The organism is Pseudomonas sp. YuFO8, assembly GCF_035065025.1.
GTDB classification, from domain to species: domain Bacteria; phylum Pseudomonadota; class Gammaproteobacteria; order Pseudomonadales; family Pseudomonadaceae; genus Aquipseudomonas; species Aquipseudomonas putida_AE.
On sequence record NZ_JAXDEQ010000007.1, the window covers coordinates 103,763 to 120,000 of the forward strand.

Genomic DNA, 16,238 nt, shown 5'->3' on the forward strand with positions numbered 1-16,238 from the left:
AACACTGACCCACTGTGGGAGCGGGCTTGCTCGCGAAGGCGACTTCAAATTCAACCGATCAATCGAGCCGTACCAAACAGGCTGACCCGACTCAGCTCTCCCAGCTCTTCTTCCAGCAAAATCGGCGCCGTGCCACCAGGCATCGTCACCTTCACCTCGCCAGCGCGGACCCAACCGACCCGCCACGCCGCACACGCCACCGCCGTCGCACTCGTCCCCGAGGACGCCGTCGGCCCTTCGCCCCGCTCGAACACTCGCGCAACCACGCACTGCCCGGATTCATGCATCGCCCATTGCAAATTGATCCCCGCCGCACAAGGCTGCCCGGCCCCGGTGGGCATGGCGAACGCGATACGCGTCAGCCCTTCGCCCATCGCCGGCTCGCGCATCTGCTCATTGCTCGGCAAGGCCTCGGCGCTGTCCACCAGCGTCACGCAATGGGGATTGCCGACCCGTACGAACTGACTGCGCGACCAGGCGCCATTAAGCGCCGACAATTGCCGCACGTGACTGAGCTCACACCCGTTCAATTGGGCAGCTTCAACACCAACGGCACTGACCGCCGACGGCCCGAATCCAGGCTGGCCCAGGTCGAGCCAGAAACCCTGCACGCCCTCGACTTGCGCAGCTTTCACTGCGGTCTGCCCCGGTGAAGGCGTGTCGGATTTGTCGTGATGCACCCTGAGCACGCAGGCTTCGTCGCCGGGAAAAAGCCCCTGGTCGCTCAACGCCTGGGAAAAAATCGTCAGCCCGTTACCGCTGCGCTCGGCCAGGGTGCCGTCGGTATTGACGATCAACAGATCAAAGGGCGGCGCTGACTGAAAGGGGCCGACCAGCAAGCCGTCGCTGCGATGATCCTTGCTGCCCGGCGGTTGCGTGCCGGGTGCCCAGGCACAGCACGCATTGATGGCCGCCAGCGTCCAGGCCTCACGGGTCTGTGCGGCGTGGTCGGCCTGACCGGGCACATCGATGCCCTGCCGGCGCAGCGTCTCTGGCGCCACCACCCCGTAGATATTGCCCCGTGCATCGTACATCCGCGCCATGGCGCCCCTCCCTGATGGATATTTGGCTTTGGCACAACATATCGCGAAACACGCCCTGGCTGTGCAAGGATGTCAGCCTGTTGGCGTGCAGGACGCCACGACCGCTGAACGAACCCACGGGGCAAGTCATTGTCCCTTGCAGACGCGACGTTTTTTGCCAAGGATTGATATGACCAACCTCAACACCCGGACCTCATTCGTGCCAGGACGCCAGGAACAGATGTCCACGCGCATCGCCTTTTTCATCGCCGGGTTCGGTATCGCCGCGTGGGCGCCGCTGGTGCCCTATGCCAAGGCGCGGGCCGGGCTGGATGAAGGCACCCTGGGTTTGCTGCTGCTGTGCCTGGGTGTCGGCTCGATACTGGCCATGCCCGTGGCCGGCCTCCTGGCCTCGCGCTTCGGTTGCCGCAAGGTGGCGACCGGCGGCACCCTGTTGATCTGTGCGGCGCTGCCGCTGCTGGCTACGGTAACGTCGATTCCAGCCCTGATTGGCGCACTGTTCATGTTCGGCGCGGGCCTGGGCACTGTGGATTCGACGGTGAACCTGCAAGCGGTGATCGTCGAACGGGCCAGCGGCAAAAACATGATGTCGGGGTTCCACGGCTTGTTCAGCCTGGGCGGAATCGTCGGCGCGGCGGGCGTCAGTGCGCTGCTCGGCCTGGGGCTCGCGCCGCTGGGCGCGATGCTGGTGGTCATTGTCCTGCTGCTGGTTGCGCTGTTGAAGGCTGCACCGCACATGCTGCCCTATGGCAGCGAAAGTTCGGGGCCGGCGTTCGCGGTTCCCCACGGCATCGTGCTGTTTATCGGCGGGATGTGTTTCATCGTGTTCCTCGCCGAAGGCGCCGCCCTGGACTGGAGCGCGGTATTCCTGGCGCAGGAACGCGGCATCGACAAGGCCTATGCCGGTTTGGGCTACGCAGCATTTGCCCTGACCATGACGGTGGGTCGCCTGACCGGCGATTCGATAGTGCGGCGCCTGGGTGCGACCCGGGTCATTGTCTTCGGCGGGGTGACGGCGGCGGCCGGGCTGTGCCTGGCCACGTTCGCCCCCAGTTGGGAAGCGGCGCTGGTGGGTTATGCATTGCTGGGCGCCGGCTGTTCCAACATCGTGCCGGTGCTGTATACCGCAGTAGGCAAGCAAACCGTGATGCCGGAAAGCATCGCCGTGCCGGCCATTACCACCCTGGGTTACGCGGGCATACTCGCCGGGCCCGCGGTGATCGGATTTGTCGCCCATGCCGCCAGCTTGAGTTTTGCCTTCGGCTTGATGGCGCTGTTGTTGCTGGCGGTGGCGATTGGCGGGAAGGTGTTGAAGGTTTAAAAGCTTCGCTGGCAAGCCAGCTCCTACAGGGTTTGCGCGACCCTTGTAGGAGCTGGCTTGCCAGCGAATGCAGGCACCTCGGTCTGTCAGAACCCGACGCTGGCCTGCACAAAGAACGTGCGCGGCGTACCCACATACATGCCCGCATTGTTGTCGCTGGAGCGAGTGAAGTACTGCTTGTCGAAGATGTTCTTCACCCCGGCCCCCAGCTTCAGGTTCGACACCTGCGGACCGAAATCATAGCCCGCACGCGCGTTCCAGGTGACGTAGCCCGGAATGTCGCCGTACTGCCCATCCGCCGTGCCTTCGGTGATGTAGTTGTTGCTGAAGCTGCCGTCAGCGTTCACCGCCACGCCCGGCGAGCGCTGTTTGGACTGGGCAAAGGCATCCAGGTTGTAGGTCCAGCGATTGATGTCGTAGCGCAGCCCGGCCGTCGCCACCTGGCGCGAGTAGAACGGCAGGTCGCGGCCCTTGAAGTCCGGAATCTCGCCTTCATAGACAGCGCGGGTGTAGGTGTAGCCGGCGTTGGCGGTCAGGCCGGCCAGGCGCGGGTCGAGGGCCGCCATGTCATAGTGCACCGAAGCCTCGATCCCCTGGTGCGTGGTGGCGCCGAGGTTGGTCCAGCCGGCATCGTTGCTGATGTATTGCAGCTCTTTATCGAAGTCGATGTAGAACAGCGTCACTTCACCGCCCCACACTTCATCGTTGTAGCGCGTACCGAGCTCGTAGGTCTTGGCTTTTTCCGGCTCAAGGCCATTGGCGGTCTCGTCACCCGTGCCGCCCTGGCCCAGCTGGAAGTACTGCAGGCTGCCGAACGAAGTCTCGTAGTTGGCGAACAGTTTCCAGGCATCGGAGATGTGATACATCACGCTCAGGGCCGGCAGCGGCTCGTTGCTTTCGATACTGCGGTTCTTCTCCGGCACCGGCCTGCCAGCGGTGTCGAGCACTGGGCGGTCATGCCAATCGGTGCTGATGTGTTCGAAACGGATACCCGGGGTGACGGTCCAGTTGCCGACGTCGATCTTGTTGTCGATGTACACCGAGTTGGCTTCAGTGCCACCGGTACGGTCCTGATAGACGTGGCCGTCCGAACCCGGACGCACCACCGGCTCGTTGTTGACCAGCGCCAGGCGGCTGGCTTCTTCGTGCATGGCTTCTTTCAGGTAGCGATAACCGACGCTGACTTCCTGGGTGCTCGGGCCGACATCGAACACATGGGAGACCCGTGGTTCGATACCGAAGGTGTAGTAGGTGCGCGGGAACGAGCCGAGGGTTTTCTGATCGCGAGCGGCGATGTTGCTGCCACGAAAACTGTCGGTGTAGTAGGTCAGCACCTCGGCCTGGGTGCGGTCGTCAAGTTGCCGAATCCACTTGAACGACACATCCTTGCGCCGGCCGCTGAAGTTGTCGTGGTCGCGGTCGGACTGGAACGGATCGGCGTCATATTGGGCCTGGGTCAGGCCGCCGGGCATGTCGGCGCTGGCGTCGTAGTAGTGGAAATTGAGACTGAAGTCATCCACATCGGTCGGCGCCCAGTGCGTCTTGAGGATCACGTCGTCGATGTCATTGCCGTTGTTGCTCTTGCGGTAACCGTTGCCGTTCACCGCGGAATACAACAGCGCCACGCCCATGCCATTGTCGGCGGTGCCGCCGGCGAAAACTGTATCGATGTGCTTCCAGCCACCATGCTGGGAGGTTTCCAGGGTGCTGCCGATTTCCGCCGAGGCTGTTTCAGGGATTGCTCGCGTCACGAAGTTGATCACCCCGCCGACGTTCTGTGGCCCGTAACGCACGGAGCCTGCGCCACGTACCACGTCGATGCTGTCGAGGTTCCCGGAGGAAATCGGCGCCATGGACAATTGCGGCTGGCCATAGGGGGCGAAGGCTGCCGGTACGCCATCGATCAACACAGTCGAGCGTGGCGACAGGCGCGAGGTCAATCCGCGCACGCCGACGTTCAGCGAAATATCGCTACCACCGGTGCCGTTGGCCTCCTGCACCTGGACACCCGGCACACGCTTCAAGACGTCGCCGACATTCATTGCGCCCTGCTCGACCATGGCCTCGCGGCGAATCACGGTACGGGCACCGGGGTGGTTCTGTACCACCGCGGCATCGGCATCACCGAGCCAGTCGCCCACCACCTTGATGTCGGTCACGCCGAGCTCCAGCGGGCCGTTCGCCGCAGAGGTCGCTGCCGCGGCTGGCAGCAGCGTCACCGAGCCTTCATCGATCTGGTACTGCAGGCCGCTGCCTTGCAGCAACTGGCGCAGCGCTTCTTCCGGGGCGATATTGCCTTCCACCGCCGGGGCCTGTTTGCCGGCCACCAATTCCGGACTGAAAAATACCTGCAGCGAGGTTTGCTGGCCCAGCTGACTCAGGGCCTGACCCAGGGGTTGCGCCGGAATGTGGATAGCGTCGGCAGCGAATGCCTGAGGCAGCGCCAGGTTGACCGCCAGTGCAAGGGCCAGCGGCAACCAAGTGGATTTGTTGTTTTTAGCGGTGGTCTTTTTCACGTCGAACGTAATCCTGAAGATCGCAAGAGTGTGCGCTTGTTAATGCAAACCAGTTGCAGTTGAACAGGAAGACGATGAACTCGAAAAAAACCTGAATTTTATTTTGAAATTATTTCCTGGCTGCCGTCGTCGAGGGTGCGCACGGCCACCGGCAGGATGTTCGGCAAGGCCTTGAGCAAGGCGTCGGTATTGTCGGACTTGAACACGCTGGTCAGGCGCAGATTGCCCACGGCGGCATTGCCGACCTTGAGCGGCTTTTCCCGATAGCGCGAGACCTGCTCGGCAACGTCGGCCAGGCTGGCGTTGTTGAACACCAGTTTGCCGCTGCGCCAGGCCGTCAGTTCGGCGGGATTGACCGCGTAGGCCGGCGCGACCTTGCCCGCGGCATCGACATGGCTGCCCAGGCCGGCGGTCAGGCTGATGAAGTCGTCGGCGGCGGCGTCGCGTCCCTGCACCTTGACCGTGCCCTGCTCCACCACCACCCGAGTGTCGCTGCTGCCCCGGCGCACATCGAAGCGCGTGCCGGTGACGATGACCTTGCCGCTACCCGCCTCGACCACAAAGGGCCGGTTGCTGTCGTGTTCGACGTTGAACAGCGCTTCGCCATCGCTCAGTTCAATGGCGCGACGATCCTTTTCAAAACGCACCTGAATGCGGCTGCGGCTATCCAGATCGACTGTCGAGCCGTCGGGCAAGGCGACCTGGCGACGCTCGCCCAGCGCCGTGGAGAACTCGGCGGTGTAGGGCGAAGGTTGCTGCAAAACGTTGAATAGCCCCAGGCCGACGGCCATCGCCAACACACTGGCCGCAACCGCGTAGCGCAGCAACGGGCGTCGTTTGCTGCGATTCGGCGCTTCCTCGCACAACGCCTGCAGACGCGTCGTCGGCAGCAGGTCGGCGGCGCTCCACAGGCCCTGGAGCACTTCGAATTCGTTGCGGTGTTGAGGATGCTGGTTCAGCCAGCTGTCGAATTGGCGATACGCCTCGACATCGACCGCGGGTTCCTGAAAACGCACAAACCACCGCGCCGCTTCATCGCGAACCGCTGTTTGCCCGCACGCACAATCACGAGTATCCATCATGGAAGTTCCTGTTTGGCCGGGGATGAGAAATCACGCGGTATGCGGTTGGTGTAGGAGCTGCCGAAGGCTGCGATCTTTTGATCTTCGGCCACTTCAAGACCGCCAAAAGATCGCGGCCTGCGGCAGCTCCTACGGGTATTTTCAAGGCCACCGCACATCATGACTGCAACTCATCCAGGCGGTCGCGCAGATGCCGCAGCGTGCGGATCATATACTTTTCCACCATGTTCTTGGACAGTCCCAGGCGTTCGGCGATTTCAGCCTGGGTCAGGCCTTCGATTTTCTGCCAGACAAACACCTTGCGGCAGTTGACCGGCAGCTCGGTGAGCGCCCGTTCGATGGAATCCGCCAACTGGATCGCTTGCATGAAATGCTCCGGGTCGCCGGATGACGACACACTGAGATCGATCGCCTCCGACTCCATGGCGCCCCGCCGATCCTCACGCCGATAACCGTCCACCGCGATGTTGCGCGCCGTCTGGTGCAGATAGGCCCGGGGCTGCTGCACCACCGCCGAATCCGACTCGAGCACCCGCACGAAGGTATCGTGGGCTAGGTCCTCGGCCTGTTGACGGTTTCTCAGGCGACGGGTCCAGGTGCCAACCAACTCTTCGTAGTGCTCGAAAAAGCCGTGTCTGCGGGGCAGCTTGGGGGTCATTGCGGTGTGCTGTGGGTGCGAGGGCGTGAATAGTAATGCTTCCTATTAAGCCAAGGCAACGGTTTGCGGCCGGACTGACTAACGGTTGATCAACGACTAACGGTCGATAGCCTTTGCGCCGCGAGCGCCCGGCAGTTCAACACGCGCCAGCAACCCCGCGCCGCTGCGATTGCGCAGCGTCAGCTCCCCCCCCTGCTCGCGCACGATCGCCCGCGCGGCGGACAGTCCCAGCCCCACGCCACCGGTATCCCGGTTGCGTGAAGTCTCCAGACGGTAAAAGGGATCGAACACCTGTTCGAGGGCGGACTCCGGGATACCGGGGCCCTCGTCGCTGACTTCGATGCAGACCCTGCGCCCATCCCCCGTCAGCCCGATGGCCGGTTTCTGGCCATATTTCACGGCGTTTTCCAGCAGGTTGACGATCACCCGCTTGATCCCGAGCGGACGGCCTTCGTACACCAGATGGGCTGGACCGCTGAAGTCGACGACGATGTCCTGGTCGCGATAGTCGTCGACGATCGTCTGCAGCAGTTCCGAAAGGTCGAATGCGGTGCTCTGCTCCCCGTGGCTTTCATCCCGGAAAAAACCCAGCGCCGCGTTGATCATCGTCTGCATCTCTTCGATGTCGCGGACCATTTTGCGCTGCTGTTCCAGGTCTTCCATGAATTCGCTGCGCAGGCGCATCCGCGTCAGGGGCGCGCGCAAGTCGTGGGAGATCGCCGCGAGCATCTGTGTGCGCTCGCCGAGAAAGTGGCGGATCTGTGCCTGCATGGTGTTGAAGGCAATGATTGCCTGGCGTATCTCATGGGGGCCTTCGATCTTGATCGGCGGCGCGCGCAGGTCACCTCCAAAGCGCCGTGCCGCGCTGGAAAAACGCTGCAGCGGGTTGGCCAGTTGTCGCGTGGCAATCCAGGCGACCAGCAGGGTTGCCACCAGCCCCAAGGCGATGATGATCGGGATCCGTACATTGGAATCGAGCCCCCAGCTGCGTTCCGGGGGCGTGAACGACAGCCAGCTGCCATCGCGTAGCTGAACCAGGGCCACGTAGTGCGCCTGGGGGCTGTGGTCCGGCCAGTCGCCGGGGTTGAAGACCTGGATGTCCCGGGGGACATCACCGAGCAACTCTTGCAGCGGCGAATGTTCAGTCCCCACCTGCGTACCGTTCGAGGGCAGATGGAAGTCGCCCCGCCGTTCGTGCCAGACCACCTCAAGCGTCGGATGGCTCGCGGCGGTAGCCAATGACGAGCGCAACGGGACGGGCGCCGCCTCGATCACCCGGACGTTCGCGGCAATCTGCTCCAGCAGGCCGGTGCGGTCGATCGGCGGGCGCCCCCAGGTGCCCGCCAGCTGCACGAACAGGCCATTGAGGGCCAGCGAAGCGAGCATCGCCGCGACGATTGTCAGTGCAATCCGCGACCTGAGGGTATCGAGGCGCCGAATCACGAGCGGGTCACCTTGGCGCAGAACATATAGCCCCCATTACGCACCGTGCGAATGAGGTCCGGGCGCTTGCTGTCGGGCTCGATCTTGCGGCGCAGTCGACTGACCTGCACATCGATGCTGCGGTCATAGGCCTCGTGGTTCTGGCCGCGAGCCAGGTCGATCAGCTGTTCCCGGGTGAGAATGCGCTGCGGATGCTCGAGAAACACCAACAGCAGATCGAACTCGCCAGCGGACAACGGAATCATCACGCCCTCGGGCGAGCGCAATTCGCGGCAGGTGATATCCAGGTGCCAATCGGCGAACGTGATGATCGGCCGCGACGGCTCGCGCCCCTGGCTTTTCTCGCCAGCGCGACGCTGCACGGCGCGCAGTCGGGCGAGCAATTCCCGCGGGTCGAAAGGTTTGGTCAGGTAATCGTCGGCGCCCAGTTCCAGGCCGACGATGCGGTCGCTCAGTTCACCCATCGCGGTCAGCATGACGATTGCAATGTCCGTCTGCGCGCGTAATTTCTGGCACAGGCTCAGGCCACCTTCGCCGGGAAGCATCAGGTCAAGGATGATGATGTCCGGACGATTTTTCTCGATCATCGTCCACATGGCCTCGCCATGGGTGGCCAGGTCCACCTCGTAGGCATGCTGGATAAAAAACTGCTTCAGCAGGGACAGGATTTCCACATCGTCGTCGACGATCAGCAGTCTGCTCACGTTCAGGGGATCCAGGGTCAAAAAAAGAGCGTATCTAAAACCATTCCGCGGCCAGGGTCATATATTTCAAACCGGAAACATTCCTGCCCGCCCGACATCAATCGGACATACGGTCGTTACTGCCCTGCGGCACCCTGCGCGGATTCCAATTCATGAGGTCTTCCATGCAGGGATCGAATTACGCGACCGAGACAACCGACAGCACTCATACGGTGATCCTCAACCAACGCACCAGTGCGCCAGCGAACGACGAGCCGATTCTATTCCAGCAGGCGTGCCTGGGACTGACCGATGATCGGACCCACGTCGTGTTGCGCCGCTATTTCGAGCAATACAGCCCGAGCACCGGGACCTGGGTGGAATACATCCACCGCGTTCCGATTGCCGAGTTCACCCAGTGGATCATGGCCAACGGCGATCTGCGTATCGAATGCTCGGAAGACCTGCCTAGCTCCCCCCTCCACCCAGGAACCCCTTGATGAGAAAACTCTTCTCGCTGCCGCTTTTGGCAGTCGCCAGCATCGCCCTCTCAGCGTGCAGCAGCAAAACCGTCGCGCCGGACAACTATTCAGGTTTTTTGAACGACTACAGCACCTTGACGGAGCACCAGTCGCCCTCGGGCCAACCGGTACTGAGCTGGGTAAACCCGAAGCTTGAGCTCGACCGCTACACCCAGGTCTACATCGAACCGAGCCGCTACTACCCGGAGCCCAAGCCGAGCGAACGCCTGCCACAGACCACCCTTGGCGACACCACCTGGTACTACGATGCGGTGCTCAAGCATGAGCTGGGCAAGGTCTTGACCGTGGTCAACACTCCGGGCCCTAAAACCCTGATCGTGCGGCCGGCCATCACTCGAGTGACCGCCAGCACCCAGGGCCTGCGCTTTTACGAATGGCTACCGATCACCCTGGTTGTCGCAGGCGTCAGTACCGCCACCGGAATCCGTGACCAGGACAGTGAAATTGCCACCGAGGTCGCCTTTCTCGATGGCGGGAGCAAAACCCTCGTCGCCACGGTAGTGCGCAAAGGCACGGGAATACCGCTGGAAAACGACAAGCAGGTGATTACCACGGCCAACGTCAAGGGCGTGCTCGACGGCTGGGCCAGCGACCTGCGCAATTCGTATGTGGCGATGCGCAAGTAAAAGGCAGGCAGACAAAGCAATCTGGCAGGAATCCAAAGGCAGGCATCGACTGGCTGTAGCAAAGTGCAACAATGCCAGTCACCGGCTTTTCTCCAGGAATGCACCCATGTCCAGCGCCAAAGCATCGCCCAAAAGATCACCGCTTGCCCGGCTCGCCCTGGCCATTTCCCTGAGCGTCCTCGGCCTGCCCTTGTGCATGAGCAACGCCCAAGCCCACGGTGGCCACGCCGAAATGGTGCCGCTACAGGCGGGGCTGGAGGAGTTCGGTGCCACCGTCAAATGGGACGACTACTCGAACCTGTTCACCATTGCCAAGGACGGCGTCTATCTCAAGGTCAAGCCGGACAGTAAAGTGGCCATGCTCAACGGCAAGCGCATGGAGCTGACGGTGCCCGTGGTGTTCAAAGGCAAGACGGCGTACATGTCCAAGGACTTCATCAACCAGGTCTTCCAGTCCGGCCTGGACACGACCTTCATCGTCGAGACCCGTCCCAGCCCGCTCAACCCCCTGAGTGCGGCTGAAATCACCACGGCGGTGGACATCGTCAAGCGATCGGAACACTACAAGCCAGGTTTTCGCTTCACCGAAGTATCGGTCAAGGAACCGCCGAAAGATCAGGTGTGGAACTTCGTCTTCACCGGGCAAAACGTCACCCAGCCGCGCCAGGCCACTATCGTGGTGCTCGACGGCAAGCATGTGATCGAAGCGCTGGTGGATCTAGACAGCAAGACGCTCAACTCATGGAAGCCGATCGAAGGCGCCCACGGCATGGTGCTGCTGGATGATTTCGCCACGGTGCAGACCGCTGTCGAGACCAGCCCCGAATACGCGCAAGCCTTGGCCAAGCGCGGCATCAACGATGTGAAGAAGGTCGTCGCAACGCCGCTGACCGTCGGTTACTTCGACGGCAAGGACGGTCTGGCCCAGGACAAGCGCCTGCTGAAGATCGTCAGCTACCTCAACGTCGATGACGGCAACTATTGGGCGCACCCGATCGAGGGCCTGGTAGCGATTGTCGATCTGGAGCAGAAAAAGCTCATCAAGATCGAAGACGAAGCGCTGATTCCGGTGCCGATGAAACCGACGCCCTACGACGGACGCGGGCGCAAGGGCGTAGCGGTCAAGCCGCTGGAAATCATCGAACCCGAAGGCAAGAACTACACCATCACCGGCAACAGCATTCACTGGCAGAACTGGGATTTCCACGTTCGCCTCGATTCGCGGGTCGGCCCGATCCTGTCCACGGTCACCTATGACGACCAGGGCAAGAAGCGCAAGGTCATGTACGAAGGCTCCCTGGGCGGCATGATCGTGCCTTACGGCGACCCGGACGTCGGCTGGTACTTCAAGGCCTACCTCGACTCGGGCGACTACGGCATGGGCACCCTGACCTCGCCAATCGCCCGCGGCAAAGACGCCCCGGAAAACGCCGTGCTGCTGGACGCCACCATCGCCGACTACACCGGCGCACCGACCGCGATCCCGCGGGCCATGGCGGTGTTCGAGCGCTACGCCGGGCCGGAATACAAACACCAGGAAATGGGCCAGCCCAACCTCAGCACCGAGCGGCGCGAACTGGTGGTGCGCTGGATCAGCACCGTCGGCAACTACGACTACATCTTCGACTGGGTCTTCCAGCAGAACGGCACCATCGGCATCGACGCCGGCGCCACCGGCATCGAAGCGGTCAAGGGCGTGAAATCCAGGACCATGCACGAAGACACCGCCAAGGAAGACACGCGCTATGGCACCTTGCTGGACCACAACATCGTCGGCACCACGCACCAGCACATCTATAACTTCCGCCTCGACATGGACGTGGACGGCGAGCAAAACTCCCTGGTAGAGGTGAACCCGGTAGTGCTGCCCAACGACCGAGGCGGCCCGCGTACCAGCACCATGCAGACCGAAACCCGCGTGGTCAGCACCGAGCAGCAAGCGGCACAGAAATTCGACCCATCGACCGTGCGCCTGCTGACCAACTTCAGCAAGGAAAACAAGGTCGGCAACCCGGTGTCCTACCAGCTGATCCCCTATGCCGGTGGCACGCACCCGGTGGCCAAGGGCGCCAACTTCGGCACCGATGAATGGCTGTACCACCGCCTGAGCTTCATGGACAAACAGCTGTGGGTGACGCAATACAACCCGGAGGAAAAGTACCCGGAAGGCAAGTACCCGAACCGCTCGGACAAAGACTCGGGACTGGGGCAATTCACCCAGGATAACCATTCGATCGAGAACACCGACGACGTGGTCTGGCTGACCACCGGCACCACCCACATCGCCCGGGCCGAAGAATGGCCGATCATGCCGACCGAATGGGTGCATGTGCTGCTCAAGCCGTGGAATTTCTTCGATGAAACGCCGACGCTGAACCTCAATTCCCCGAAATGAGTCACACACAAAAAAACTGTGGGAGCGAGCCTGCTCGCGATGACGGAGTGTCAGGCGACATCTTTGTCACTGAATGACCGCTATCGCGAGCAGGCTCGCTCCCACAGGGTTAAGCGGTGCCCATGCAAACGGTCACGCATGCTGCTTGCGATACTCCCCCGGCGCTATGCCGAAACGCGATTTGAACGCCGTCGAGAAATAGCTCGAATCGGAAAAACCCCACGAATACCCCAGCACCGACAATTTCTCTTCCTTGCGCGATTGGCGCAGGGATTCGGCGCACAGGTCCAGCCGGCGGTTCTTGATGTAGCGCGCCACCACCAGGCCTTTTTTGGCGAACATCCGGTACAGGCCACGGGTCGACATGCCGACTTCCCGCGCCAGCCATTCCGGGCACAGTTCTTCGCAGCGGATGTGCTGATCGATGAAGCTCAGGGTCTTGCGGAAGGTCCGCTCGTGCGGATCGGTGCAATCGTCGGTCTGGCTGATGGCCGGGCGCAACAGACTGACGATCGCCTCCAGGGTCGCTTCGCTTTCCTGCCGGGTCAGATGCTGTTGGCGCGTGGCGTCGAGGATCAGCCGATGGGAGAGCATGGCAATGGGCGACGACGCAGCGATGCGGTGGCCGCACTTGACCTGGTTGAAGCGCAGGGTCTGCTCAACCAGTTGATACGGCAGGATCAACGACAACTGCCGGGAGTTTTCGCTGTAGGTGAAATCACTGGGCCGCGCCGCATCGATCAAGGTGATGTCCCCGGCGGACAGCAGCACCCGGTCGTCGCCCTGGGCCATGCCCGCAGTGCCATCGAGCTGGAACACCGCAAAGTATTTGCCACCCTCGCCCGCCGCCACTTCCTGCGGCGTGCGGTACAGCCGCGCCTGGCAGGCGTCGACGAAGCTGAGGTTGAGGGCATCGCTGCGGTATTCGCGGATCTGGCCCGCAAAGCCGGTACCCAGGGGTTGTGCGTTGAAGGCGCCACAGATCTGGTTGATCTGATGGATCCACTGATCGAACCCATCCTGGCGCTGTGCAGTTGTAGAAATCATGTCAGGCCTCACGCAGGCTTGTTTTTATTGTCTACGTCAATCAACAGGTTCTCCTGAACAGCGACTCTCCTTTACCCTCGACGGGTTATTTCAACCCGCCAAAGCGTCGATAAAAGCTCTCGCCCACATCCGGCAACGGGCCGTCGGCGGTTTCCAGTGCACTGTTCAGCCATTCCTCGGCCTTGGCGTAGATCAAACGGTAAATGTTGCGGCACAACTGTCGGGCCGCGCGTCCTTCCCAATCGCCGGGCAACAACTCGTCCGGCAGTTGCGGGTCACGCAGCAGCAATTTGCGGTATTCGTGAATAAGCAGGATCCGCGCCAGGAAGCAGTCCGAAGGCTGCAGGTTTTCCTGCTCGCGAAGTGCTTGCCAGAGCGGTCGGAACAGCTGGATGAATTCGCTGTAGTGGGTGGCCAGTTCCTCGATGTTCCAGCTCTCGCGCACCTGCAGGCGCAGGGCCTTGGAGGCGAGAACGTCCTGGGCGGTGGTTTCGAAGACGATGGTTTCTTCCTGGGCGCCGAGGTCCAGCAGCGTGGCGTTGACATCGGTGCGGTCGCTGCGCGGACAGGCCAGCACCACAGGTGATATCGCACCAAAACCTTGCCATTCCAGCTCTTCGCGCACTTGTTTGCGCTTGTCCTGGGTCAGTTGCGACAGCATCACCAGGCACCAGGAACCATCCCAGGCCGGCATCGTGGTGCTGTAGACCCGCTTGAATGCCTTGTCGAAACGCCGGCGACCGGTGCCGGTCAGGCTGTAGTAACTGCGCCGACCGACCTTTTCGGCGGTCAGCCAGCCTTCCTTGGTCAGGCGGAAAATCGAGGTGCGGATCAGACGTTCGTTGATGCCGATCGGTTCGAGCAACTGGATCAGGCTGCCCAGCCACACGGTACCGCCATGGGGCTCGATGGCATCACCGTACAACGTGATGATCAGCGAGCTGGCGCGGATCGGCGTCTGTTCCTGGAAGCGGGTGATCAGGTGATTCAAGGGTGTCAGGGACGACATGGGCGTACCGAGCAAAAAAAGAAAAGGAATATACCGGTAGGAGCTGCCGGAGGCTGCGATCTTTTGATCTTGATCTTTCAAAAATCAACATCAAAAGATCGCAGCCTGCGGCAGCTCCTACGGGGGAATCAACCACCTTTAGGGCGATGGCCGCTGTCGCTGATACGCGGGCGATCCGGCTCTGGCTCCGCCAGCGGTTCACACACCTGCATCTGTTCCAGGCACCGCCTGGCCAGCTGTTGATACTCACGAGTCCCCGCCTGTTTCCACGCCACTTCCTGATCGCTGAGGGTGCGCTTGACGCTGGCCGGTGCGCCCATCACCAGCGACTGCTCCGGGCATTCGAAGCCGGCCTTGACGAAGGCCGCCGCCGAAACGAAGGACCGCGGGCCGATGCGCGCGTTGTCCATCACCACCGCATTCATCCCCACCAGCGCATCGGCGCCGATCCGGCAACCGTGCAGCACCGCGCCGTGGCCGATGTGACCGTTACGCTCCACCACCGTGTCGCTGTCGGGAAAGCCGTGCATCACGCAGGTGTCCTGGATGTTGGCGCCCTCCTCCAGCACGATCCGCCCGAAGTCGCCGCGCAGGCTGGCCAGCGGCCCTACATAACACTGGGGGCCGATGATCACGTCGCCGATCAACACGGCGGACGGATGCACATAGGCACTCGGATCAACCACCGGGGTCAGGCCATCAAGGCTGTAGCAGGTCATGGCAGCTTCCTTCACAAAGCGATGCGGATATTGACTTGTTTTGTATCATATCTCTTTTACATTCATAAAGACAAAAAAGCGTATCACTTGAATGAGGCTTTTCCGACGACCTGCGCCGCGGCGCAAAAACAGCCATTAAACCCAATAAAATAGGGATAAACCCCGCCATTCAGAGCGATACGACATCACTCGATCACAGCTCACGTCACATCAATAAGACACATTAAACAAACTTTCGTATTGCTTTTTCGTATCACATTGCAGGTATACTCCGGCAAAACCGGCCCCCTGAGGCCGATCCAATAACAAGCCGGCATCACCGCCGAGCGTTCACCGTGAGGGCCTCCGCCATGCCTCAAACCCTTGCCGTCGAATTCATCGAGCCTGGCGTACGCCTGATTACCCTGCAGCGCCCGCAAGCGCTGAACGCCCTGAACACGCAGCTGCTGGGCGAACTGGCGGACGAATTGAGCGTGGCCCAAGCCGATCCCGAGACCCGTGCCGTGGTCCTGACCGGTAGTCGCAAGGCCTTCGCCGCCGGTGCCGACATCAAGGAAATGGCCGAGCGCGACCTGGTCGGCATCCTCGACGACCCGCGCCAGGCCTCCTGGCAGGCCATCACCCGCTTCAACAAACCGCTGATCGCCGCAGTCAACGGCTTCGCCCTCGGCGGTGGCTGCGAACTGGCGATGCACGCCGACATCATCATTGCAGGTGTTGACGCCCGCTTCGGCCAGCCGGAAATCAATCTCGGGATCATGCCCGGCGCAGGCGGCACCCAACGCCTGCTGCGCGCCGTCGGCAAATCCATGGCCATGCAGATGGTCCTGACCGGTGAGCCGATCGACGCCCGCCAGGCCCAGCGCGCCGGCCTGGTCAGCGAAGTCACCCAGCCGGAATTCACCGTCGACCGCGCCCTGCAGATCGCCCGCCACATCGCCGGCAAAGCCCCGCTGGCAGTGCGCCTGGCCAAGGAAGCGCTGCTCAAGGCGATGGACACGGACCTGGCCAGCGGCCTGCGTTTCGAGCGCCATGCCTTCACCGTGCTGGCCGGCACCCGCGACCGCGACGAAGGCATCGCCGCCTTCCAGGAAAAACGCACGCCGACCTTCACCGGTCAGTAATCACCGAATTCGAGATCGCCAAGAGAGCGC

The 16,238-nt window shown here is 62.0% G+C and carries 14 protein-coding genes; 5 read left to right on the forward strand and 9 right to left on the reverse strand.

All coding sequences use genetic code 11. The annotated features are described in order from the left end of the window. Positions 1–50: 50 nt before the first annotated feature. Positions 51–1,043, reverse strand: coding sequence for a diaminopimelate epimerase (locus SOP95_RS08930; protein WP_323606859.1), 993 nt, complete (start codon positions 1,041–1,043; stop codon positions 51–53). A gap of 169 nt (positions 1,044–1,212) precedes the next feature. Here SOP95_RS08930 and SOP95_RS08935 point away from each other — a divergent pair, with 169 nt between their 5' ends. After that, complete coding sequence (locus SOP95_RS08935) at positions 1,213–2,364, forward strand: MFS transporter (protein WP_274075460.1); 1,152 nt, start codon at positions 1,213–1,215, stop codon at positions 2,362–2,364. An 86-nt stretch (positions 2,365–2,450) separates the two neighbouring features. On the opposite strand, the gene SOP95_RS08940 is transcribed toward SOP95_RS08935, so the two are convergent. From SOP95_RS08940 to SOP95_RS08960, 5 genes are all read right to left on the reverse strand, one after another. Beyond that, positions 2,451–4,880 carry a TonB-dependent siderophore receptor gene (locus SOP95_RS08940; protein ID WP_274075461.1) on the reverse strand — a complete coding sequence of 810 codons (2,430 nt, stop codon included), beginning with the start codon at positions 4,878–4,880 and terminating at the stop codon, positions 2,451–2,453. A gap of 98 nt (positions 4,881–4,978) precedes the next feature. Then, on the reverse strand, positions 4,979–5,962 hold the full coding sequence (locus tag SOP95_RS08945; protein WP_323606860.1) for a FecR family protein: 984 nt from the start codon (positions 5,960–5,962) through the stop codon (positions 4,979–4,981). A gap of 157 nt (positions 5,963–6,119) precedes the next feature. Beyond that, positions 6,120–6,620 carry a sigma-70 family RNA polymerase sigma factor gene (locus SOP95_RS08950; RefSeq protein WP_274075463.1) on the reverse strand — a complete coding sequence of 167 codons (501 nt, stop codon included), beginning with the start codon at positions 6,618–6,620 and terminating at the stop codon, positions 6,120–6,122. Positions 6,621–6,716: 96 nt separating this feature from the next. Beyond that, a complete protein-coding gene (locus tag SOP95_RS08955; protein ID WP_323606861.1) occupies positions 6,717–8,063 on the reverse strand; it encodes an ATP-binding protein in 1,347 nt (448 codons plus the stop codon). Continuing rightward, the gene (locus SOP95_RS08960; protein ID WP_323606862.1) at positions 8,060–8,767 is read right to left on the reverse strand and encodes a response regulator; all 708 of its coding nucleotides are present in this window, start codon (positions 8,765–8,767) and stop codon (positions 8,060–8,062) included. Before SOP95_RS08960 ends, SOP95_RS08955 begins: the two co-directional genes overlap by 4 nt. A 164-nt stretch (positions 8,768–8,931) precedes the next feature. Here SOP95_RS08960 and SOP95_RS08965 point away from each other — a divergent pair, with 164 nt between their 5' ends. The 3 genes from SOP95_RS08965 (at position 8,932) to tynA (ending at position 12,309) form a co-directional block, all read left to right on the forward strand. Beyond that, a complete protein-coding gene (locus SOP95_RS08965; protein WP_274075466.1) occupies positions 8,932–9,246 on the forward strand; it encodes a hypothetical protein in 315 nt (104 codons plus the stop codon). Then, a complete protein-coding gene (locus SOP95_RS08970) occupies positions 9,246–9,914 on the forward strand; it encodes a DUF3313 domain-containing protein (protein ID WP_323606863.1) in 669 nt (222 codons plus the stop codon). Before SOP95_RS08965 ends, SOP95_RS08970 begins: the two co-directional genes overlap by 1 nt. Positions 9,915–10,020: 106 nt before the next feature. Beyond that, on the forward strand, positions 10,021–12,309 hold the full coding sequence (tynA, locus tag SOP95_RS08975) for a primary-amine oxidase (RefSeq protein ID WP_323606864.1): 2,289 nt from the start codon (positions 10,021–10,023) through the stop codon (positions 12,307–12,309). 132 nt (positions 12,310–12,441) lie between these two features. Here tynA and feaR read toward each other — a convergent pair whose 3' ends face one another. The 3 genes from feaR to paaY form a co-directional block, all read right to left on the reverse strand. Continuing rightward, complete coding sequence (gene feaR / locus SOP95_RS08980) at positions 12,442–13,356, reverse strand: transcriptional regulator FeaR (RefSeq protein WP_274075469.1); 915 nt, start codon at positions 13,354–13,356, stop codon at positions 12,442–12,444. Positions 13,357–13,441: 85 nt separating this feature from the next. Further along, complete coding sequence (gene paaX / locus SOP95_RS08985; protein ID WP_274075470.1) at positions 13,442–14,365, reverse strand: phenylacetic acid degradation operon negative regulatory protein PaaX; 924 nt, start codon at positions 14,363–14,365, stop codon at positions 13,442–13,444. Between the two features lie 128 nt (positions 14,366–14,493). Then, on the reverse strand, positions 14,494–15,084 hold the full coding sequence (gene paaY / locus SOP95_RS08990) for a phenylacetic acid degradation protein PaaY (protein WP_323606865.1): 591 nt from the start codon (positions 15,082–15,084) through the stop codon (positions 14,494–14,496). Between the two features lie 350 nt (positions 15,085–15,434). Here paaY and paaF point away from each other — a divergent pair, with 350 nt between their 5' ends. Next, positions 15,435–16,208 carry a 2,3-dehydroadipyl-CoA hydratase PaaF gene (gene paaF / locus SOP95_RS08995; RefSeq protein WP_274075472.1) on the forward strand — a complete coding sequence of 258 codons (774 nt, stop codon included), beginning with the start codon at positions 15,435–15,437 and terminating at the stop codon, positions 16,206–16,208. Positions 16,209–16,238 lie beyond the last annotated feature (30 nt).

Excerpts from the sequence above, each read along its gene's own strand:
- SOP95_RS08930 (WP_323606859.1), bottom strand. The coding sequence starts at position 1,043 with ATGGCGCGGATGTACGATGCACGGGGCAATATCTACGGGGTGGTGGCG.
- SOP95_RS08935 (WP_274075460.1), top strand. The coding sequence starts at position 1,213 with ATGACCAACCTCAACACCCGGACCTCATTCGTGCCAGGACGCCAGGAA.
- SOP95_RS08945 (WP_323606860.1), bottom strand. The coding sequence starts at position 5,962 with ATGATGGATACTCGTGATTGTGCGTGCGGGCAAACAGCGGTTCGCGAT.
- SOP95_RS08950 (WP_274075463.1), bottom strand. The coding sequence starts at position 6,620 with ATGACCCCCAAGCTGCCCCGCAGACACGGCTTTTTCGAGCACTACGAA.
- SOP95_RS08965 (WP_274075466.1), top strand. The coding sequence starts at position 8,932 with ATGCAGGGATCGAATTACGCGACCGAGACAACCGACAGCACTCATACG.
- SOP95_RS08970 (WP_323606863.1), top strand. The coding sequence starts at position 9,246 with ATGAGAAAACTCTTCTCGCTGCCGCTTTTGGCAGTCGCCAGCATCGCC.
- tynA (WP_323606864.1), top strand. The coding sequence starts at position 10,021 with ATGTCCAGCGCCAAAGCATCGCCCAAAAGATCACCGCTTGCCCGGCTC.
- feaR (WP_274075469.1), bottom strand. The coding sequence starts at position 13,356 with ATGATTTCTACAACTGCACAGCGCCAGGATGGGTTCGATCAGTGGATC.
- paaX (WP_274075470.1), bottom strand. The coding sequence starts at position 14,365 with ATGTCGTCCCTGACACCCTTGAATCACCTGATCACCCGCTTCCAGGAA.
- paaY (WP_323606865.1), bottom strand. The coding sequence starts at position 15,084 with ATGACCTGCTACAGCCTTGATGGCCTGACCCCGGTGGTTGATCCGAGT.
- paaF (WP_274075472.1), top strand. The coding sequence starts at position 15,435 with ATGCCTCAAACCCTTGCCGTCGAATTCATCGAGCCTGGCGTACGCCTG.